The sequence below is a fragment of the Brevibacillus sp. MER 51 genome (genome assembly GCF_023714195.1).
GTDB lineage: Bacteria > Bacillota > Bacilli > Brevibacillales > Brevibacillaceae > Brevibacillus.
The window spans coordinates 36,446-57,826 of the sequence record NZ_JAMAUS010000024.1 but is presented as its reverse complement, the minus strand read 5'-3'; the positions used below and the strand labels follow the sequence as shown (position 1 = coordinate 57,826).

Below are 21,381 nucleotides of genomic sequence, written 5' to 3'. Positions count from 1 at the left end.
AAAATTACATCTGTTTTTATAACCAAGATCGAATTCAGGAAAAATTGAACTACCTGTCTCCATACGAGTATGGGAAACAGGTAGCCTAGGTGCTTTTTCAACGTCTCATTAATTAGGGTCAGTCCACTCACGAAGAAACATGGGATTTTTCATTTGTTCAAGAAAACTTCTTCTATTTACGACAAAAAACGACAGTTTCCGTATTATGATACATATATGCGAGTTTGCTTATACAGCTTTCACCAGTAAAGAGATAGCAAGGTTTCTACTACATTGGGGGAGGACATGTTTCCTTGAAGAAAAAAATTGCCTGGGTTACAGACAGTACCGCACTCATACCTGATCACATCTTGGAAGAGCATGACATCTACGTCGTTCCACTGGAGATTATCTTTGAAGATGGCACTTATGAAGACGGCATTGATTTAGCGCCTGAACAGCTTTATCAAAAAATTGTACAGGCCAATTATGCTCCCAAAACGTCGCAGCCATGCTTAGGAAAATTTGTGACCCTCTACGAACGATTAAAGGAAGAGTATGAATGCGCGATTGCTGTACACCTCTCCCCTGATCTGAGTGGGACCTACAATACAAGCGCCACAGCAGCCAAGATGGTAGACTTTCCTGTCGAGTCGGTAGATTCCAAGCTGATGTCGTACCCGATTACCTCGATTATCTTAAACGGAATCGAGCAAGCCAAAGAAGGGAAAGGCTACCAAGAGATTGCGGCTTCCTTGCGCAAGGAATACAAAAAGTTCGAGAACTATATCCTCGTCGGCAGTCTCGACCAGTTTTACAAGGGAGGCCGAATGACCGGCTTGCAATATTTCATCGGCAATCTGCTTCAGATCAAGCCTATTTTTCAAATTAAGGATGGACTGTTTGAAGTATATGAAAAGGTTCGTACCGAAGGGAAAGCGGTCAAGCGCATGCTGGAACAGCTGGAGAACGCCAAGCAGAATTACACCGTGAAGCACGTTCAGATTTTGCATGGCAACGTTTTGGACAAAGCGCTGGAACTGAAAGAGAAAATTCAGAGCAAATACTCCGATGTCGAGGTATTGGTTGGACCAATCAGTTCCACGATTGGGGCACATGCCGGGATGGGGACGCTGGCGTTGGCTTGGCGGAATGAATAAGAGTGAAATGGGGCAGTCTCACATGCCAATTTTTTCGGCAAAGAGCTGCCCCCCTTTGACTTTATTTTGGCACAATTTCATCATGTTCCAACCTTAATCACTACATTCCCCTTCTTCCGCCCTGTCTCCACATATCGATGTGCCTCCGGTACTTGCTCCAGCGAATAACGTCTATCAATAACCGCTTTTATCTGCCCTGCTTCCATCAACTCTTTAAGAAAATCCAAATCCTCCGTCCGCACCTTTGCAATCCCTTGCCCATCGACTGTCAGGAATATCCCGTCAGGCGCCAGTGCTTTTACGCAATGGGACTTCGTTGCTTTCCCAACGGCATCAAATATAACGTCATACCGCTCTTCTTTTTTCGTAAAATCTTCTTTCGTGTAATCGATGACGGTATCGGCACCCAACGATTTCACCAAATCGAAATTGGCAGAGCTACATACCGCTGTCACCTCAGCGCCAAAATACTTGGCAAGCTGTACCGCGGAGGTCCCTACCGATCCAGAAGCTCCGTAGATCAGCATTTTTTGTCCCTTTTGCAGCTTTCCTTTTCGAAAAAAATGCAAGGCGGTCGTACCCCCAAAAGGAATCGCGGCGGCTTCTTCATGTGTTACATTTGTCGGCTTTACCCCCACGATTGCGTTTTCACGCAGACAGATGTACTCCGCATGCGCACCGCATCGCATCCCGCTTAATGCATAGACTTCGTCGCCTTCTTTAAATCGTTTGACATGTTTGCCGATCGCTTCGACTTCCCCAGATAGCTCCACGCCGAGAATTGGATTTCTCGGTTTTGTGAGTCCGAGCACGAGGCGCATGGGAATCCAGAGCAAGAACGGACTTTTGAAGGCGCGGATTCTACAGTCTCCGGATGTAACCGTTGTTGCATGAATTTTTATCAGGATTTCATTATCTTTAGGCATAGGCTTCTCTACTTCTCTTAGCTCCAAAACATCTGGTGATCCGTATTTCGTGCACACCACGGCTCTCATTGACATCCCCCTATCCGCTTTGCCATCAGTATAGCGGGAGTGCGGTATTGGAATACAGATACTTAAGTATTGTTTTGGAATTTACAGCAAGCCTAACTGGCGAGCCCGTGCGACTGCTTCTGTACGCCGCTGTACCTGCAGCTTGTCAAAGATATTCCGGTTATGCCCTTTCACCGTGCTAAGTGCGAGGAACAAGTGCCGGGCAATGTCACGATTCGATAATCCTTTTTCGATGAGCTGCAAAATTTCAAGTTCTCGCTCACTAAGCGGCTCGATCAGGGAATCAGTATGGTGGGGCTTGAATTCCGCAAGTAGTTTTTCTATATAGCTTGGCTTCGTTCCATGAACTGCCGCATCACACAATAGCCTTTTCATCGTGATACCTTCGTCGACAAAAGTACGTATGAATCCCCCCGGCTCCGCTAGTACTATTGCGTCTTTCACCATTTGCGCAGCTTTTACTTGATCGCCCAGCGCATACAGAACAACCGCTAGTAAAACCATGATCTTGAGTCGTTCATCCTCTAGCTGTTTTTCCTCTGCCTGTGCGAGTAATGGTTCGAGAACCGCAAGTGCTGCGGACGTATCTCCCTGTGCCAGAAGTACACGGGCTTGGAGTATTCGAAGGTCGTGCCTCTGTGCCAATCGGGCTGCCGCTGTCAGGTTGTCCTGCTGAAGCAAGATAAGGACTTGTGCTTCGGCAATAGGAGGCATTTGCATAAAAAAGCCATGCTTGCGAGCCACATACTCCGCATTTGCAATCATGGTAGCCGCTCCACTAACGTCCCCTCGTGCTAGCTTCAGTCTTGCGAGAAACACCTGCGCTGCTACGACTCTGTCCGTCTGTTCCAGCTGACCTGCTAATTGAATGGACAGTAGACCATGATGCTCCGCTGTACTCAGGTCGTTCCATTCATAAAAAATCCGGGCCAAGCCCAGATGCGCTTCACAAGCTGCTGGCAAGGGAGGGGAACCAGCCAATTTTCGTACTTGCTGATAAGTCTCAGCCGCCATGAGGAACTGATTATCTGCCTCCTGTAGCTTCGCTAATCCAAGCGTAGCCATCATGGTGATCACGACATGGCCAATCTTCTCGCTGATCGATAATGCCTCATGGTAAGCCTTGGTGGCTGCGGTACGATTCCCTTGCAGGTGATAAGCGTACCCCAGCGACCAAGAAGTGGCTGTGCGGACAGGCAAGTTGTCGGGATGCAGGTACTCTAAGGCTCGCTTGGCCTCTGCCATGATGTCCTCTGATTGGTGCTTACTAACAGCCAATGTTGCGCGTATGGCAGCGATATGCCCAAGAATATCTCTGGACCTGGCATCTGGCTCGAACCCTTGCAGTACTTTTTCGGCAGCTAACAATTTCGGTTCAACGCCAGTCATTTGACCAGTCATTAGCAAGGCTGAGGCGTACATCGCCCACAGCGCTGGCCTTGCATCCATCTCCTCATGTGGTAAAGACTCCAGCCAGTTCAGTACAGGAACTACCCCTCCACGAAAGAGCAGCGGCATCCTCTCTCCCTCCACCAGTATGGCTGCTCGCGATGTATCATTGGCGGCCACTGCATGGTGAAAAGCTTCCATCTCAAAACCATTGTCTTCATACCAAATACTTGCACGAGTATGTAATTCTGCCACGATTCGCTTGCCTTCGCTTGTTGTCGATGAAAAACGTTGACGGAGCCTCTGCCGCAGCAAATCAGCAAAAAGATGGTGATAGCGGTACCAACGCCGTTCGCTGTCTAGCGGGACGATAAACAAATTAGCCCGTTCGAGGAATTCGAGCGTTTCCTGTCCTAAGCTAGAACAGATATCACTTTGGCCCAAAACAGCGTCACAAAGAGGACCGGACAATCGGTCAAGGATGGATGTCTGCAGCAAAAATGCCTGAATGCTTGCAGATTGCTTGGTAAGCACTTCTTCAACCAAATAGTCGAGTATAAAATGGTGACTGCCCGAAAAAGTTGGAAGGAAGGTTGCGACATCTATTTGTTCTTTCATGGAAAGAGCAGCTAACTGTAGACCGGCAATCCAGCCTTCTGTGCGGGATTCGAGCAGGGCGATGTTTTCTGACGACAGGTGCAGACCCATGACATTAACTAAAAATTCTGCTGTCTCCGAATAAGTAAATCGCAAGTCTGAGGCCCGTACTTCGGTCAATTGGTTCCTAACACGAAGCCTGGCGACCGGAAATCGTGGTTCCTCGCGTGTGGAGATAACCAGATGCATCTGTGGAGGCATACGTTCGAGAAGCAAAGTGATGGCCTCGTCGATCGGGCCAGCCTTGATCAGGTGGTAATCATCAAGAACGAGAACAAATTGGATGGGAATAGCGGTTATTTCATGAAGCAGTGTCGTCACTATCGATTCGATTTGGGGTATTTGAGGGGATTGGAGCAAAAGAAACAAGCCTGCTCCAATATTCCGCTCAATCGTTTGTAATGCAGCGATGAGGTATGAGAGAAATCGTGCAGGGTCATGATCCCGTTCGTCCAGCGAAATCCAGGCGACAGGGCGATTGCAACCCATAAGCCACTCGCTCGTCAGCGTCGTTTTTCCGAAGCCAGCGTGCGCGGAAATCAATGTCAGTTTCCGATGTAGACCCTCATTTAGCAGTCCAATCAGTCGTTGACGGGTAACGACATTTAAATGTAACGGTGGCATGTATAGTTTTGTGGTTATCAATGGCATCTTCATACGGGAATTATAATAATCGCAATCTTACAGCGTCAACAAAGAGTCAGTTTTGTCTTCTTTCATGGGTAGACTGTCCCTTTCAAGCGTTGATCATTTTTTGATTTTACCGAACGGTTTAAGATAAGAGATGGCGATCATAAAGACAAGTGCCACGATATTTGCGACGGCACCCCCGAGCAAGGAATAGCTCGTCGTGAGAAACCCTGCATCTTTCAGAGCCACAATTCTCATTTGATCCGCCCCTTGAATGAGATTGGATAACCAGTTGCCCATGAACTTGATCCCAAACAAAATCAAGAAAACCGTCAAAATGAGCTTGATGACAATCCAGTAATGTTTGAAGAGTCCCCATTGTGTCCATATGGAAAGGACAATACCGGATAGGAAAGCGACCAACGCCGTATATCGAATCAAGACCACATCGATCAAATGCATATTGTCCAGTGTGTAATATAGCTGCTCTCCATTACCAGACAATAGCATGTAAGAGCCGAGTACAAACATGCAAATGGCCCCTCCCAGCCAACATACAACTGACAGAACATGAATTGTAATGATCCATTGCTTTTGTTTAATCGAAAATTTGAATTTCATTTTCCAATCCTCCCCTTTTGCTGTTGATGCTACCACCAAAATGTTGCGAACTTATGGTGACGATCTGGAGAGGTTATGATGGCTCTATGCACGCTCCTATCCTGTTGTATAATAGGAAAAAATTGAAAAAGATAGGGGTTTGGAAATGGGGATCAAGGTTTTGATCGTGGAAGATGAGGAGAAGATCTTGTCACTGATGGAAGCCTTCCTTCAGTCGGAAGGGTACGATATCTTTACCGCACAGGACGGAAAAACCGCTATACAGCTTTTTACCCAAATCAAGCCGGATATTGTCATCCTGGATTGGATGCTCCCCCATATGAACGGTCTGGATCTATGTCGTCACTTTAGACAGCTCGGCGAGCCGGGAATTATCATGGTCACGGCCAAAACAGAGGAAACAGATAAAATCGTCGGCTTGGAAATGGGGGCAGACGATTACTTGACGAAACCTTTCAGCTTGCGAGAACTATCCGCCCGAATCCGCTCTTTGTTACGGAGAATGAACAAAGGTGGAAAAGACCACGAACAGCCTTCTGTCCTCCGAAGAGGCGAACTAACGATTCACGAGGAAAGCTTGCAAGTATTTAAAGGCAAGCAAGAACTGCGGTTAACTCCAACCGAATTCAAGCTCCTTCACCTGCTGGCATCCAAGCCTGGTCGGGTATACAGTCGAATGCAATTGCTTCAACACGCCTTTGAGGAAGAATTCGTCATCGACGAACGAACGGTTGATTCTCATATTAGCAAGCTGCGCAAGAAAATAGAGGATGATGCCGACCATAATGTGTACATCCAAACGGTTTACGGATTTGGATACCGGTTCGGAGCAAACTATGAAAATTAGAACGAAGCTGATGCTGTCGATGAGCATTTTGATCGTCTTCATCATACTCTGTCTACTCGCTGTCACGCACATCCAGTTTTACATTGATCGCGATCTTGTTTATTTGGAGGAAAGAGCGCTTTTTGATTCGTTGCGAGAGGAGTTCGAGCAATACTATGTGAATCACGGTGAATCCTGGGGAGGGATTGAGGTTCAGGCAGGAGCATTCGGACACAGCCGTGAATTTGTCGAGATTGCCTTAGTTGCAGATGATAAGATGCTTTATCAGCAAGGGAGCTTGAGCCTTCGTGATCTCCGGGATCAAGGCTATAAATTAACCCTATACGGCCACAACGAGCAGAAAATCGGGCAGCTATATCTCATGAATGACGCCCAATATAAAACGTACGAATTCAAAACGATGTGGTACAGCATTGTGCCTGCCATCGTTCGCGTATCGATCCTCTTCACTTGCCTTGCTGCTTTGGTCACCATTTTCATTTTGTCCTGGAGGCTGACTAGACCAATACGCGAAATTATTCAAGGAATCGATTTGATCAAAAGCGGGAATCAAGAGGTTTCCTTTCCCATTCACAGAAAGGATGAATTCGGGGCGATTTCGAGAGCTTTACAGGAGATGAACGATAGCCTCACAAGCCTGGAACGATCCCGAAAGCAGTTACTATCCGATATCACTCATGAATTGAAAACACCGCTCATGATTATTCAGGGGGAGTTGGAGCTCGCTCAAGATACGGGGACTGCGCTTTCCTTTGAAAAGCAATCGTCGCTGCTCGATGAAGTGTTGCGGTTATCGCGCATGGTGAATGAAGTCTTGGATCTGTCCAAGCTGGAAGCTGGGGGCACGCAACTGTATCCGAAAACCGAGAACATCGTCATGATTCTGAATCAGTTGGTGGAAAAAACCCAATTCTTGGCGGAAGATAAGCAAATCCGTCTCACCACGCATATCTCAGAGGAAGTCATAGAGGTGTCCGTAGAGAAGCAACGTATTCTTCAAGCTCTTTACAATCTTTTGATCAATGCCCTCCATTACACAAACCAAGAGGGATACGTAAAGGTGCATGTTGACCGGGTTTACAGGCAAGACCGCCAGAATGAGTATGTCCGAATCCTAATAGAAGATAACGGGACGGGCATACCCGAGGAGGACCTGGCTCTTATCTTTAACCGCTTTTACAGAGCAGACCATTCCAGAGCTCGTCCAAGCGGCGGTACAGGTCTTGGGCTCGCGATCGCACAACAAAATATCTTCGTGCATCATGGGTGGATTGAAGTTCATAGCGAGGTGGGGAAAGGTACTACGTTTTCGGTGTTTTTGCCAGCACTTCCTGTTATCCGTGAGTGAAGATGTTTCGACAAGCAAAAAACACGCCTCGAAGGCGTGTTTTTTTACCTGGTAACGGAATGGAGGCGCTTTGCGATCGCATCCACCAATTCTCTCGTTGTCTTGGGAAGATTGGACTTCAGAATAGAATTGATCATGGGGCCCTTCACACCATGGGCGGTGATGTCGAGACACCCCGTCATTTTCGTACGTGCCTCCCCCAATGCCTTCGCTTTGAAATAGCCATGCCCAGTGAAATTCCCACTGATCCCCGTCAAGGTAAACTTGACCTCGGTCGGAGGCGTCCATTCGGTGATATCCACCTGCAGGCTGATGGTCTTCTTCATGATGCCGATATCGCCTGTAAACGTCCAAGCGACACGACGTTCATTGATTACCTCGTGGCTGATGTAGCCAGGTACCAGTGGGACCCAATTCTCCACTATGCTTACAAACTGCCATACCGCCCCGATGGGCAGGTTCAGCTCCACATCATGTATTCCTTGAGGCATGATTTGCTCATTCCTTCCCCCAGTGTTCTTTGGTATCTTGTTATGTTTATTGCCAGAACACGGGAGATATTTCAGGAATATGGCGGGTTAATCCCACCAAAAATACCAAACATCCTGTTTCATTAAATAATCGGCGTAATGCCCTAATGAAGGAAACTCATCCAGGACGTACTGACAAAAGATGAAATGCTCTTGTGCCAGCTTGAGTGCTTCCTGATGGGTCTTCGGTCTTGAACCAGCTTGAAAAATCCAGGTATCCTCTGTCACAGCGAGAATCTTGATCCCATACGCCTCCTGCCAGTGCTTTACGATAACGGACTGGTAAACGGGCAGTGGGCATTCATTATAGCCGCCCATTGGGACCCACAGTGGTGCTTCATAACCAGATGCTATCGGCAATTCAAGGACAATCAGGGCATCATCTTCCAACCGATCCTGCACCCATTTTTCACTTATAAGAAAGGACTCCGTCTCTGTTTCACTGAGTTGTTCATTGAGCAGCTCATCACCCTCCCATATCAGGGAATATGCCTGATAGATGCCTTCAAAGCTCTTTCCTTCCAAACTTTTCAACTCGGCTTCAATGTCTGTATACAAAAGACGAGACTTCACAATTCGCCGAAAGACATCCTCTACAGGTAAGCCGTGAACCTCCTCTAGCTGGTTATGTACATAATCAGCGAGTGATCCCTCTTCGTCCACCGCTTCCTCTATCATCTCTAGTATATTATAGCTAGGCAGGACCAAAATGCTGTGCTTATCTTCCTTTATAGCCGGTACCGTGAAATCCTCCGCAGCAACCACTTTTATGTCACATTCTTTTAGGTAATTCGACAACTCCTCTACCATCGTCACACCTCTTTTTTCTGTTGGTTTGTGCAACTCATAGGATTACTCGTCTATTTTACTTCAATTTCCAGATTGAGTGGAAATGAACAAAAAGCAAAAAAACGCTTGTGTTCGGAGTATGGGCGTAAAAAGTGGGAAGCAAACTGCATCCCTACTCTTGCTCTGTGCTTCTCGAATAGAATTTCAATTCCATTAATAAACGAGCTACATCAGCCTTTGTCAAAATCTTAGTAGGCTGCCCGGCAATTGAAAGAGCTCCGTTCTTTTCTCCACTCCTTTGTAGCAGCCTGGAAATCATCTCTTTTGCTTCCGCGTTTGTGAGACTGCGATCTGGATCGAATTGCTTATTGTTGGTGGTAGCTTGTATCAAACCTCTTTCTATCGCATCTTTCACAATTTCATAGAGGGGATGACCTTTATCGATATCCGTAAAAAATTGCTCCTCTCCCGCTACTTCATAATAGTCTGGAAAGAAGTCGTAGGACTCCTGGGCTTTGAGCACAATGCGTAGAAACTCTCCACGGGTAACAGGCTGATCAGGATCAAGATTGCTGTTTGTTACAGGAAAATAACCGTCTTTCACAGCGTACAAAAGCGCCCAATAGTGAGGGTGCGCAGCAATATCCTCCGGAATTTTTGACTGCTTGTAAGCCGTATAGCTCACCCATTCTCCAGAATCCGCATCAACCACACCATCGTCTCCTACCATTCTGTAAACCAGCTTTGGCTCACGACTAACCAGATAGGTTCCCTGTCGCCATTCTGGATATGGCATGAAATAGGTGAGTCTAAGCTCCTTGTTTTCCTTTTCTACCTGCTTTGCTTTTTGTTCATCGATTCTAGGTTTTTGTACCTGAATCATCTCGAGTGGTTGATAGGCTGGAAAAGTGTGCATCCCCTTTACCTCTCCATTTACAGGATCTACGATTACCCCCGTTTCGAGGCCTTGGATAGGTATTCCTTGCTTTAACCAACCAAAAGTAATGTAGTAGCCGCCATTTCGCTGAAACAGCCATTTCTTGCTCTCTTCTGTTGGCGGGAGATGGATCGCATACAGCTCTCCTTGTCGATCAGGATAGAGTTTCTTCATAAAATCGGTTGCAGCTACTTGTGCTTTTTCGTAAGGAATGGGATTGGGATAGATTCGATTCTCTATTTCAGAAGGTTCTTCCTCCACCGAAAAAATCGTAACCTCTCCGTAATCATCCATCCCTAACTGGAACTTCATTTCCTTTTCTTTTCCTTGGGCTGGACGAGCATAATAAAAAGACTTTGCACTACTGGAGCTAACCTCCCAAAATCCATTCCATGATATTGCAGTACTGCCCCCAACCTTTGTTTGACGATCAGGTATAGCCTGGAACATCGTACGTGCAATCTCGTCGGCCTTCTCTCTCTTCTCATCATCCATCAGCCTTTTTCGTTCTTTGCCCAACGTTCTGGTTGATGTTCCTAGTGGGATTCGCGACTGCTGACTACTCTCCCCCAAAATCGTCATGGGTTGATTCGTCATCGCATCGATGAAGACCGATGCTTTTTCATCGTAAGCATATGCCAAAATCATTTTTCTATGGGGCAATCCATATTTTCCGATCTGCTCCCCTGTATACACATAATGAAGGGCTGGCTTCATCGCCTCGTCCCACCGTCTATTTGCCTCCTCCGCTGATATGGCTGGAACAGGAGATGGCAACTCTCCATTGTACCATTGGCGACTATAAGAACCGATTTCACCTTGAGAATCGACGATTACCTGAAGATAGTTCTCCAAGAATGGAATGTCATTTTCTACGCGAACAAAATGAAAAACATGATCCATTACCTGCGGAGGAAGGGAATCGTCAACCTGATATTCATTTGCCTTGGAAATATGCCCTTGCACTTCAGAGGCAACTGTATTTACGAATGCTCCTGCCTTTTTCAAAGCCTCTTTTTCTGAAATGATGTTCACAGCCGTTTCTTTTGGCTTATTAACTGTAGATTTTGCAAACCGGACCAACTTGCCTGTTGTTGCGTCTATATCTATGAATAGACTTTCATTCCCGCCTTTATCTTTGACCCAATAGCTCGTCCAAACCGCTCCGTTTTGACCAAAAGCGACTGTATCGTTAAGATAGATATCTTCCACAACGTAGCCCTTCGTATCGATAGGTATCTTTTTCATGAGTGAGATAGCCTGTTCCTTTGTAAGATAAGAAGCAGGTTCCGCTGCAAATGCAGTTGTCACGATACCTGTTTTTTTATTCATCGTTGGTACGCTGAAAAAAAAACAGCCCATGATTGCTAGCATTGTTGCTGATTTTATGAAAAGAGAACATTTCATCATCTCACCCTGTTTTTATATATTTCTCTTGATTATACCAGTAACAGGAAAATATGTTTGTATTTTCATCACGAAAGATCACAAAAAAACTGCACCCCATTGTGAAACATAGAAACGGGAGGTGCAGTTTAAAAGCTTATTCGCTCTCCATCATGGAGACATTTTGCCTGATCTCATTCAGAACTTCTTCCCAGTGAAGCTTCATTTGCTCTCTTGTGTTCATGTCATCCAAGTTCTCTTGGTGAAAACTAATGGTCGTTCGGTCAGGCTTATCGGATATCAGCCGGATTTGCAATGTGGATGGCTTTTCCCATTCCTTCATCGACCACTTCAACCGAAACTGCCGGAGCGGCTTTACAACACGAAATTGACCCGATATTCCATCGCAGGAAGCAAAGGCCTCCCCCTCGCTAAAGGTAAGGCTCGGTACATGTCCAAGCCATAACTTCACCCCTTCGGACGAGGTTAAAAACGCCCATGCCTGTTCCGGGGTAATGGGCATCGTCCTGCGTACACCTACCTGGAAGCCTGTCGCTGCCGTTTGACCAACGATTTTGTTAGATTCGGTATTTTGCTTCTTCATCGGGACACCTCGCCAATCAAGTTTGTTAGCAAGAACTTTCACGAATACCAAAAATCGCGTAACAAATGAAAATATATGACTTGAAATCCCTTCAAAAACTTATGTAAATTGTAAACAATCGCCAATAAAATGTCACTCATAAACGGAAGACCAAGTCGTTGATTCCCTGAGGAGGAGCATGACCATGACGAATGAAGAGGTAAAAGGAATCGTTGAAAATTATGTGCAGGCCTACAATTCATTTGATGTCGAAGGTATAGTGAGACACTTGCATACGGATATTGTTTTCAGGAATTATTCCAACGGACAACTGGACACAGAAACAAAAGGAATAGAAGCGTTTAGAGAGCTAGCTGAAAAGTCTGCGAAAATTTTCTCGAGTCGGCGTCAGACCATTCTCGCCTACCTCGTGATGGATGACAGAGCAGAAGTGCAAATTGATTATGAAGGAATACTCGCGATTGATTTGCCAAACGGACTTAAGGCTGGAGATACGCTCCAATTAAAAGGGAAATCGATTTTTATGATGAAAGAAGGAAAAGTCTCCCTGATTGAAGATTACAGTTAAGAACACGGCAAAAGAAATACACCGCCCTCATGATATCGACACAGGAATGACCCGAATTTGTTCACTTTCTTCATCAAAAAAAATGTTAGGATAGAGGCATCACTTCATAAAAAATGAGGAGAGTCACAAGTGCGGGTACATCCAATTTACTTTTTACGTCTTACAGGCCTACTCGATGGCCTTTCCTTGTTAGTATTGATGGGCATCGCGATGCCCTTGAAATACGTGTGGGGCTTAGACAAAGCCGTAACCATCACAGGAAGTATTCACGGCGGGATTTTTTGCTTGTATGCTCTGGCGATACTCTATGCGGCCATTCGCGTGAGATGGAGCCTGCTCTGGCCTCTTGCTGCGTTACTCGCCGCTTTTGTACCGTTTGGGAACTTCTTTCTGGATCGCAGACTGAAAACGGCACAGGATATGTATCCTCTGAAGCCGTTTAACAATGCCGTGCTCGTATACGGCATCGTTTTTTTCTCGTTCTTTGATTTGTTCTCGCAACTGCCGGTCATGAGTACATTTGCTGCTTCCGTAGGTGCCAGCTCATTTGTGATAGGTTTTGTCATCGGTCTGTATTCGTTAGCCAATACCTTTGGCAATATTATCTCAGGCATGCTGACAGATAAGGTTGGGCCATCCAAGCCACTGTTGATCGGATTGGTTTTATCGAGCTGTGCCTTGCTGCTGTATCACATTGTCGATCAGCCGTTTCTGTTGGTTATCGTGCGAATCATTCACGGATTTGTCGCCGGTTTGATCGTTCCTGCTGCTTTTACTTTCTCTGCGAATAACACTGCACATGAGCAGCAAGGACGAAAGGTTGCTTTCACCGGTACCTTTGTAGGACTCGCGGCGATTATCGGACCTGCATTCAGCGGCATTATGGCAAGCAAAACCTCCGTGCCTTTTGTCTTTACATGTGTCGCTGTTATGGGCTTTTTCCTAGCCATCCTGTCCGTCATTTTTCTGCGATCCACTAAGGCCTGCAAGAAAGAGAAGCTTAAGAAGGACATTCCGACCTCAGCCTTGATCTTCAATGCTGGGATTATCAAGGCTTACGGCGGTGCCTTTTTGCTCATGTTTTCACAAGGTGTGATCGCTTACCTTTTGCCCTTGCATGTGCAATCGCTTGGATACGATTCGAAATTAAGCGGTACATTAATGAGCACTTTTGGGATGATTGCCGTCTTGCTTTTTGTCCTTCCGACCAACCAGATTTTTGATCGTGTGGCCCCTTCCAAAACGATGTCCATCGGAATTGGCTTCATGGGCGTGAGTCAGTTGCTTATTGGTCAATCCAACACGACATTGGCCCTGTATTGCATGTTAGGACTATATGGGATAGGCTTTGCTCTCTTGTTTCCTTCTGTCAATACGATGCTCATTCAATCGACGCCGCAAGAATTGCGGGGGAAAGCACACGGTTACTTATACGCTTTCTTCTCTCTCGGTGTAGTCGTCGGTTCAGGCCTGTTAGGTTGGCTGCCCTTCTCCATCGAGGAAGGGTTTCTGTTCACAGGATGTCTCCTGCTCGTGTTTGCCGCTTTCATAGCCATGCATAAGCAGCGAGAACGCTTGCTGAATCAACAAAATAATCGATAGCAGCCATCGTTTACACAACAAAACCTCCTCAACCACTAAGCTAGTGGCGAAGGAGGTTTTGTGCTACTGCTTTCAACCGCGGAATCACTGCGAATCAGGCATGCAGCTAAAAAGCCAATTCCTAGTACGATTGCAAGCAAGACAAAAGTAAGTTCATAGCTGCCAACATTCATAAAACGGATGGACAATATCGGCCCAAGACTTGTTCCCGAAAACAGGATAAACGTATAAACCGAAACCGCAATTCCCCGCGATTTGCCCCCTAGCTGTCCAATAAGCGTGATCACGGAAGGAACAGATAGCGCAATTCCGGCAACGAAAAGCACACTCGTACCGATCAAAAGAGACAAGTTAGATATTAGACCGAGGGAAGCCATACTGATCACTGCCAGACCTAATCCGAAGCGTAGCACGTTACGTAAGCCAAACCGTTTTGCCAGCCCGCCCGCCAGCGGGGAAATAAGCATGCCCACTATACCAATCGTTCGAACAAGCAGAATCTCCTTGTTGCTAAGCCCAAAATCAGATCCCGCCAAATAACTGCCCAAGACCGTATACATATTAACAAATGACATAAGCAATACAAGAGCGATTATGTAGCCCAAGACGATATTTTTTTGTTTGAACAGGGAGGGAATTCGCTTAATCGGCTCCCACATATTAACGGTAGCAAGGGGACTCTCTTCTTTTGGCAGCCACCTCATCACCACGAGCAGCGTCACGAAATAGATAGCGGCAAGCATATAGAATACGGCGTGCCAACTGAATTGTTGACTCATTACGGTACTGATCACTTGACCAATGATTCCTGCCGCCAAAAATCCTGTGCTGATAAATCCAATTGCTGTTACCCGTTTTGCCGCAGGGAACATTTCCACGGCATAGGCGAGTGCAACAGGCGAGAACGTAGCAGCGGCAGCACCTTGCAAGCTCCTGAGTACAATGATCCATGCGAAATCATTTGCACTACCAAGCAACAAAGAAAAGAGAGTCAGGGCAATCATCCCGATCACAATAACGTTCTTGCGGCCATACTTTTCGGACAACGGTCCATAAATCAGGCACCCTATGGCAAACCCAACCGAAAATGCGCTGCCTACTGCTGCAGCCTGTGTCAACGTAATACTGAAAAGATCGGCAAATATGGTCATAAGGGGAATCGTAACGTATAAGCTCGACATGACGACGATTCCAGACCAGCATAGGATTGCCGTCATGAGTGAGTAGTTTCGCTGTGACATCGCACACCTCTTTTTCAAATATTTACACACATTATAGTTAGATTATCTAATTATATTCACAAAAAAATATGATCTTATCTTCCCACCCCCAGTTTCTCTTCCATGCTGCTATTCAACTTCATCAAGATTTTTTCCAACAGCATCCGTTCTTCCTCTTCTAATTCGCTCATAATGGAGGAGCAAGCAGACCAAAAAACTGGCAGTACGCTGGTTACCAATTCTCTGCCTTCTTGCGTTATTTTGACATGAATCTTGCGACCGTCCAGCGTGCTTTGCTCCCTGATGATCCAGTGCCTTTTTTCCAGCCAGTCCAGCAAAGCTGTAACAGAGGCACGCCGAATCCCCAGCCTGTCTGCAAGCGAAGAGGGAGTGATAAGTTCTCTGTCTTCATGTAACGTAAGCAACAGCAATACGTCCCATTTACACTCCGTTATGCCGAATTTCTCCAAATTCAAATCAATGACGTCTATGGCGTTATCCCCCAGCCATAGCATCAATAATCCCAAATGAGCCAATTTGCGATCCGTATTTTGCAGAGCAGTTGTTTCCATCAGATGCAAATATGGCTGAATACCAAGTTTCGGCAATTGATCGGATGTATGCTCACACTTGTTTTTTCTGCTCATAATCCACCTTGACTATAATTAGATTATCTAACTAAAATCAATATAAAGGATTTTTTTGGATTTTGCAACCACCCCTGGCAAGACGAAAACCGAGATCATCTATTCGAAACGTGGGGTGACTGCGTCTGCGGCATGTCGCCCCACAGCCTCTGGCCTCTTCCGCCCAACTACCACCGCGAAAAATTCGGTAGGAGCCATAGACGTTTACATCGTAAAGGTCCCAGCACCACTCCCAAACATTCCCCAACATGTCATAGAGCCCCCACGCATTCGGCAGCTTTTGTCCTACCGCATGTGCTGTACCTTCAGCATTCCCTTCGTACCATGCGATCTCATCCAGCTCGCCGTACCGATAACCGCCCGTCCCTGCTTTGCAAGCGTACTGCCATTCCGCCTCTGTCGGCAGTCGGTAGCCATCCGCTTCCTCGTTCCAACCAACACACTCACCATCTTCACGGATCGAGTAGCATTCCGTGAGACCTGCTTGCTGAGAAAGCAGATTGCAAAACGAAATCGCATCGTTCCACGAGACATTCACGACAGGAGCCTCTGGGTGGTCACTCGGTCCAGCTGCTTTTTGTACAACCGAGAAGTATAACGCATTTGTGACAGGAACAGGTGCGAGTAAAAAGGCGTTCACCTCGATTGTCCATGTCGCCTTGATCCGATCGTCCCGTAATTCGATATGCCCTGCTGGGATGCTCACCATGGTGGACGGTCGCTCCATCTCTATTTCACCTGGCTAACTTCTCGATCGCCTGCTCTTCGGTCGGCAAGAAAAAGATGTCGTTTCCCTTGTTGGATTCATAGATGAAGTCTTTTAGACTTTTACTTGTGTACACCGAAAAATCTCCTACAATTGCCACTTTCACCCGATAATTGATGAACTTCTGAAGGATTTCGCCAGCAAGGCGTGTTTTCAAATCGAAAAAGCTTTCGTTTAGCAATGATTTGTTGAGTACAATACGCTCACTGTCTGCTTGATAGTGTACCGTTGCAATCAGGTCCAATGCGGACTGCACATCCTCTATAATTACCTCGCTACCACTCACAATGGCAATATTTTTCCCGCCAGCTTCCACCTTTGTAATATTCATGTGTACTCTCCTCATCTTCTATTGGTCATCTGCCTTACAAAGTCCTCACAAATATATCGATTGTCTTCACCGTTTGCTGGCGAAACCCTCGCCACTCGAAAGAAGCTCAAGCCCACAACCATTGCCATGAGTCCGTAGGCAGCGCTTTGTGAATCCTCTACAGACATAAGCCCGGTTTGCTTGCCGTATTCAAAAATCTTGGTGATACCCTGCAAATCTCTCTTATAACTATTCTCAACCACTTCTTGCAGCTTGGGGTCCAATGCGGCTTTGGAGAAGAATTGGACAAAGAGTCTTGCTTGATCTTCATGCGGGATGTACATCTCAGCGATGCCATCCAGCTGTGAAACATTGATCCGTTTTTCCTTGTCGTTCACGTATGGCGGCAAGATATGAGCAAGCGTAACATCCATCATTTCCTGAGCGGTCATGGTGTTCTCAATGTCAGCTTCGATTTTCAAGCCATAATAGGCCAAGAATGCCTGAAAGGCTTCACTCGTCAAATTATCCTTATTCTTAAAATAATACGTGACGACACCTTTTGAGCAGTCCGCATACTCCGCCACCTTATCCAGCGTCATGCCATCAATCCCGTGATTGCTAATGCAAGTGAGGGTCGCATTGATGACATCTGCTCGGCGCTTTGGTTCCATTCCTAATTTGGGCATGATCTTACCTCGTTTATTTATACTGTACGGTCGGAATAAAAAAAGTGTACACCATCATTTTCCAATTTGTCAAACAAAGAGGGGCCACAACAAAAAAACACGCTTACGCAGCGTGTTCCATCATGACGTTACATGGCAAGTGCTTGGCGACTGATCCGATATTGTCCCGGTGTCAGCCCCGTCCATTTCTTGAAAGCATTTTGAAAGGCGCTTGGATCTGAAAAATGCAGCAGGTAGGCAATCTCTCCGATGGAATGCTCCCCTTGCTGTAAATACCCCATTGCCATTTCTTTGCGAACATTCGTGGACAATTCATGATAGGAAGTGTCCTCTGCCTTTAGTTTCGCTTGCAGGGATCTCGTACTCATATGAAAAGCAGCGGCAGTCTGCTGTAAGGTCGGGAAAGCCGCAGGCATACATCCCATCATCCATTGAAACACACGGTCCGAAAATTCCCGCCCCCTGATCAGCCTCTCTCTACTTTCTTCCGCGATTGGTTCAAAAGCTTTGCGCAGCCGGACATCTGAATACAGAATCGGGTATTGCAAAACTTCTTTGCCTACCAAGAGCCCATTTTCTTCTTCACCAAAGTAAGGCTTCATCCCGAACACATTCACATAAGGTTCGATATCCGTCGTAGCGTCATGTGTGAATTGTATCGCCTGTAACGGAATAGACCGATGACTCATACGGACGATCAAATGGTACAAGGAACTGACCATGTCCTCCATGCAATGTCGAGAAACGCTCCCAGGGCTTTGTCTATGAAACCGCAGGAAAACATGGTTCCCCCGCTCTTCCCAATCCAGCTCGTACCCGCTGCAAAGGATCACGTGATACCGCTGATAAGCCTTCAATGCATCGACGATTTTTTCCGAATGCATCATGACATAGCCAAGAATGCCCAGATCGGCAATATCAGTTAACTGCCCTTGATGCAGTCCGAGATAGTCATCTTGCGTGTAAATGGCCGCTTCCTTCATCAAACGCTCGAGCTCCGCTTCATCAATGCGCGCCTCTACATCTTTTAGCAAGCTGCTATCAAAAGAAATATGCTCACAAAAGCGTTCAAAATCAAGCTTCTTGTGAGTAATTGTCTTCATAATCGGATAAACCATCGAAATCGCAAATCCATGCGCATTTTCCAAGTACGGAACCTCCTTTGCGTGAATCCACAACATTTATGCGCTCTCGATCATTCCTCTGTTTCCTTCCACACGATATGCTGAATACAGTTCAGTTTACCACGATCTGTCGCTTATGGAATCAACTCTACAGGGGGATATGAAAATGAACATTCTCGTTATCATCGGACATCCAGATCCCGAGAGCTATTGCTCTGCGTTGGCGCATGCCTATATGAAAGGAGCCGAAGGCAAAGACGCGCAGATTCGCACCATTGATTTGAGCCAAATCGCTTTCGACCCAAATTTGAAGTACGGATATCGGAAAAGAACGGAGCTGGAGGATGACCTAAAAGAAGCGCAGGATCTCATCCGTTGGGCGGATCATCTGGTCATTGTCTATCCGACCTGGTGGGGCACGATGCCCGCTATCTTGAAGGGATTTTTCGATCGTGTCTTATTACCCGGATTCGCCTATAAATATCGGGAAGGCTCTCCACTATGGGATAAGCTGTTGACGGGCAAAACCGCGCATCTGATTTTGACCATGGATACCCCATCTTGGTACAACCGATTGATCTACTGGCAAGCCGGACACCTCGTGATGAAACGCAACATTTTGAAGTTTTGCGGGATTAAGCCTGTAAAGGTTACGGAGATTAGTGGAGTGAATGCCTCGGCGGAGGAAAAGCGCAAGAAGTGGCTGGAGAAAGTGAAGCAGCTTGGGGAGAGACTTGCCTAAACGTACGGTGAAAAGGCCTAAATAGAGCGACAAAACAAAAACTCAAGCCGATTTCAGCTTGAGTTTTTCACGTTGCCTTACTTATCGAGGTGCTTTTGCACACTTTCCAAAACTTGATTCGACTATATGCTGGACCGCCTTCCAGCAGCGGATTTATCCAAATCTGTTACTGTCCTGCACCTGCTTCCTAGCCTTTCTCCAGCGTGTCTCTTTCGTTGGAATGATTTACCTAGGCAAATAAATCGTGCAAAGTGTATTTATTATGTAGCTGATTGTGAGTATGATAATAGTAAAAATAATAAGAAAGAGGCTATCATATGGATTCTACTTTTTCAGCAAGAAAAGCATCAAAGACGAAAACCTTGGTTATCAACGCCCTTTTTATCGCTTTTACTCTCGCAGCCACCATGTTTATCAATTTACGACTCCCGATCATGGGGAACGGTGGCCTCATTCATCTCGGTAACGTGCCTCTTTTAATCGCAGCTTTTGTGTATGGCAGAAAAACAGGAGCGATTGCTGGAGCTTTTGGTATGGGCCTCTTTGACCTTATCTCCGGTTGGACAGCATGGGCGCCGTTTACGTTCGTAATCGTAGGTGCAATGGGCTATGTTGCTGGCCTTATCGCCGAGAAGGTACCTGGCAATCGGGTATTTGTGTACGCACTCGCAGTTGTCGCTGCATTGGTGATTAAGATCGTGGGCTACTACTTTGTTGAGGTTATTCTTTACGGGAACTGGATTCAGCCGTTTGGCTCTATTCCGGGGAACGTTTTGCAGGTGGTTGTAGCAGCGGTTATAGTTATCCCGCTGGTGGGACGGTTGAAGAAGATTGTGGGTCAAGGTTAAAAAAGGAAGGATGGGGCAGAGCTCCATCCTTCCTTTTTTACAAATATAAAAAGATCGGGAACCGTGTGGGGGCAGCACAAAAACCAGATTATCGCCCAACTGCGCCAACTTTGGTATTCAACACCATCTGAACTTTTCGTCTTCTTGAGAAATCCATCTTTCCATAATCACCGAGACACCATCAGGGTCTTCAATCAAAAAGCGCTGGTTTTCATCGAGTTCTAAAACGATTTCTGTCATGCACGAACCTATCCTTTACATTTTGTTAATCCCTCATCACTTGGATCCATCATGTTGAAATCAAAATCTATAAATATTTACATATTTGTAGTACGCTTATTTTGCCCGTTGTAAAAATCTTTCTTATCCGTTGATGGAACGCCGTGTGCGATGAAAGTCGCCCGCACGGTGTAGGCTCGAACGAAAACCCTCACGAAGAGAAGGGAATAAGTCGAGAATAGCTATACTGATCCAATATTCACTTTGCAAGACAATCTAAATGGTCAATATCCCTACCATTTCGTTGAAGGCTCCTCCCAATACCTTATGCCAAAATTTCTCGCCACCCAGCCATTAAGAAACGCGACTCTAACTTTTGATTTGAATGATGTTTTCACTCCAGATGCAACCGATTTGTATTACATTGCTGCTGATCGCAATGAAATTGGTGCTGATAAAATTAATGGCTCCGTAATTACGATTCCTAATGTTACTCTTGATAAAGGACAGTTAATCATTTTTGACTTAGGATCTTACACAATGCCTTCCGCAGGAACGTATAAATTTTTCATTTCTATTGATTCAAAACACACGCAAGAAATGGTATTGGATATTTCTAAAAATTAATTATCCATCAACAGCCCTCGGGATGGACCCGGGGGATATTTTTTCGTCGAGACTGAAGGCTCGCCCCCCGCTGCAACTACCCCTCTATTTATCAAATCATTGTTTTGTTAACCTCAGCTCTTTAATAACACAATCACAGAAAGTTAT

At 46.0% G+C, this 21,381-nt stretch carries 23 protein-coding genes; 9 read left to right on the top strand and 14 right to left on the bottom strand.

The features are described from left to right. Positions 1 to 8: 8 nt before the first annotated feature. Together M3630_RS31270 and M3630_RS28720 are read left to right on the top strand one after the other, a co-directional pair. Positions 9 to 89 (top strand): IS3 family transposase, encoded by an 81-nt coding sequence (locus tag M3630_RS31270; RefSeq protein ID WP_353057225.1) that lies wholly within the window; start codon positions 9 to 11, stop codon positions 87 to 89. Positions 90 to 293: 204 nt separating this feature from the next. Then, a complete protein-coding gene (locus M3630_RS28720; RefSeq protein ID WP_251254461.1) occupies positions 294 to 1,139 on the top strand; it encodes a DegV family protein in 846 nt (281 codons plus the stop codon). A gap of 80 nt (positions 1,140 to 1,219) precedes the next feature. Here M3630_RS28720 and M3630_RS28715 read toward each other — a convergent pair whose 3' ends face one another. The 3 genes from M3630_RS28715 to M3630_RS28705 all read right to left on the bottom strand — a co-directional run bounded on the left by M3630_RS28715 (position 1,220) and on the right by M3630_RS28705 (position 5,431). After that, entirely contained in the window at positions 1,220 to 2,134 is a 915-nt protein-coding gene (locus M3630_RS28715; protein ID WP_251254460.1) for an NAD(P)-dependent alcohol dehydrogenase, read from the bottom strand. A gap of 81 nt (positions 2,135 to 2,215) precedes the next feature. Further along, positions 2,216 to 4,837 (bottom strand): winged helix-turn-helix domain-containing protein, encoded by a 2,622-nt coding sequence (locus M3630_RS28710; RefSeq protein ID WP_251254459.1) that lies wholly within the window; start codon positions 4,835 to 4,837, stop codon positions 2,216 to 2,218. 90 nt (positions 4,838 to 4,927) lie between these two features. Beyond that, a complete protein-coding gene (locus tag M3630_RS28705) occupies positions 4,928 to 5,431 on the bottom strand; it encodes a hypothetical protein (RefSeq protein WP_251254458.1) in 504 nt (167 codons plus the stop codon). A 145-nt stretch (positions 5,432 to 5,576) separates the two neighbouring features. On the opposite strand from M3630_RS28705, the gene M3630_RS28700 reads away from it, so the two are divergent. After that, entirely contained in the window at positions 5,577 to 6,278 is a 702-nt protein-coding gene (locus tag M3630_RS28700) for a response regulator transcription factor (RefSeq protein WP_251254457.1), read from the top strand. After that, positions 6,268 to 7,626, top strand: coding sequence for a sensor histidine kinase (locus M3630_RS28695; protein ID WP_251254456.1), 1,359 nt, complete (start codon positions 6,268 to 6,270; stop codon positions 7,624 to 7,626). The genes M3630_RS28700 and M3630_RS28695 overlap by 11 nt, the downstream gene beginning before the upstream one ends. A 44-nt stretch (positions 7,627 to 7,670) precedes the next feature. On the opposite strand, the gene M3630_RS28690 is transcribed toward M3630_RS28695, so the two are convergent. The 4 genes from M3630_RS28690 to M3630_RS28675 all read right to left on the bottom strand — a co-directional run bounded on the left by M3630_RS28690 (position 7,671) and on the right by M3630_RS28675 (position 11,872). Then, a complete protein-coding gene (locus M3630_RS28690) occupies positions 7,671 to 8,117 on the bottom strand; it encodes an SRPBCC family protein (protein ID WP_251254455.1) in 447 nt (148 codons plus the stop codon). A gap of 87 nt (positions 8,118 to 8,204) precedes the next feature. Continuing rightward, a complete protein-coding gene (locus tag M3630_RS28685; protein ID WP_251254454.1) occupies positions 8,205 to 8,966 on the bottom strand; it encodes a DUF4253 domain-containing protein in 762 nt (253 codons plus the stop codon). Positions 8,967 to 9,117: 151 nt separating this feature from the next. Continuing rightward, positions 9,118 to 11,214, bottom strand: coding sequence for an S-layer homology domain-containing protein (locus tag M3630_RS28680; protein ID WP_251254453.1), 2,097 nt, complete (start codon positions 11,212 to 11,214; stop codon positions 9,118 to 9,120). Positions 11,215 to 11,425: 211 nt separating this feature from the next. Beyond that, entirely contained in the window at positions 11,426 to 11,872 is a 447-nt protein-coding gene (locus M3630_RS28675) for an SRPBCC family protein (RefSeq protein ID WP_251254452.1), read from the bottom strand. 184 nt (positions 11,873 to 12,056) lie between these two features. On the opposite strand from M3630_RS28675, the gene M3630_RS28670 reads away from it, so the two are divergent. Then, the gene (locus M3630_RS28670) at positions 12,057 to 12,440 is read left to right on the top strand and encodes a nuclear transport factor 2 family protein (protein WP_251254451.1); all 384 of its coding nucleotides are present in this window, start codon (positions 12,057 to 12,059) and stop codon (positions 12,438 to 12,440) included. A 129-nt stretch (positions 12,441 to 12,569) separates the two neighbouring features. Then, a complete protein-coding gene (locus tag M3630_RS28665) occupies positions 12,570 to 14,042 on the top strand; it encodes an MFS transporter (RefSeq protein ID WP_251254450.1) in 1,473 nt (490 codons plus the stop codon). Positions 14,043 to 14,077: 35 nt separating this feature from the next. Here M3630_RS28665 and M3630_RS28660 read toward each other — a convergent pair whose 3' ends face one another. The 6 genes from M3630_RS28660 to M3630_RS28635 all read right to left on the bottom strand — a co-directional run bounded on the left by M3630_RS28660 (position 14,078) and on the right by M3630_RS28635 (position 18,822). After that, complete coding sequence (locus M3630_RS28660; protein WP_251254449.1) at positions 14,078 to 15,283, bottom strand: MFS transporter; 1,206 nt, start codon at positions 15,281 to 15,283, stop codon at positions 14,078 to 14,080. 74 nt (positions 15,284 to 15,357) lie between these two features. Continuing rightward, positions 15,358 to 15,909, bottom strand: coding sequence for a MarR family winged helix-turn-helix transcriptional regulator (locus tag M3630_RS28655; RefSeq protein ID WP_251254448.1), 552 nt, complete (start codon positions 15,907 to 15,909; stop codon positions 15,358 to 15,360). Between the two features lie 37 nt (positions 15,910 to 15,946). After that, on the bottom strand, positions 15,947 to 16,636 hold the full coding sequence (locus M3630_RS28650) for a formylglycine-generating enzyme family protein (protein ID WP_251254447.1): 690 nt from the start codon (positions 16,634 to 16,636) through the stop codon (positions 15,947 to 15,949). Between the two features lie 7 nt (positions 16,637 to 16,643). Next, a complete protein-coding gene (locus M3630_RS28645; protein ID WP_251254446.1) occupies positions 16,644 to 17,006 on the bottom strand; it encodes a DUF4180 domain-containing protein in 363 nt (120 codons plus the stop codon). An 11-nt stretch (positions 17,007 to 17,017) separates the two neighbouring features. Then, complete coding sequence (locus tag M3630_RS28640) at positions 17,018 to 17,674, bottom strand: TetR/AcrR family transcriptional regulator (protein ID WP_251254445.1); 657 nt, start codon at positions 17,672 to 17,674, stop codon at positions 17,018 to 17,020. Between the two features lie 128 nt (positions 17,675 to 17,802). Further along, positions 17,803 to 18,822 carry an AraC family transcriptional regulator gene (locus M3630_RS28635; RefSeq protein ID WP_251254444.1) on the bottom strand — a complete coding sequence of 340 codons (1,020 nt, stop codon included), beginning with the start codon at positions 18,820 to 18,822 and terminating at the stop codon, positions 17,803 to 17,805. Positions 18,823 to 18,964: 142 nt separating this feature from the next. On the opposite strand from M3630_RS28635, the gene M3630_RS28630 reads away from it, so the two are divergent. Next, entirely contained in the window at positions 18,965 to 19,540 is a 576-nt protein-coding gene (locus M3630_RS28630) for an NAD(P)H-dependent oxidoreductase (RefSeq protein WP_251254443.1), read from the top strand. Positions 19,541 to 19,857: 317 nt separating this feature from the next. Then, positions 19,858 to 20,388, top strand: coding sequence for an ECF transporter S component (locus tag M3630_RS28625; protein ID WP_173630126.1), 531 nt, complete (start codon positions 19,858 to 19,860; stop codon positions 20,386 to 20,388). Between the two features lie 117 nt (positions 20,389 to 20,505). Here the strand turns inward: M3630_RS28625 and M3630_RS31040 are convergent, their stop codons facing one another. After that, on the bottom strand, positions 20,506 to 20,628 hold the full coding sequence (locus M3630_RS31040; RefSeq protein WP_285862874.1) for a hypothetical protein: 123 nt from the start codon (positions 20,626 to 20,628) through the stop codon (positions 20,506 to 20,508). A 306-nt stretch (positions 20,629 to 20,934) separates the two neighbouring features. On the opposite strand from M3630_RS31040, the gene M3630_RS28620 reads away from it, so the two are divergent. Further along, entirely contained in the window at positions 20,935 to 21,234 is a 300-nt protein-coding gene (locus tag M3630_RS28620) for a hypothetical protein (protein WP_251254442.1), read from the top strand. Positions 21,235 to 21,381: the final 147 nt, after the last annotated feature.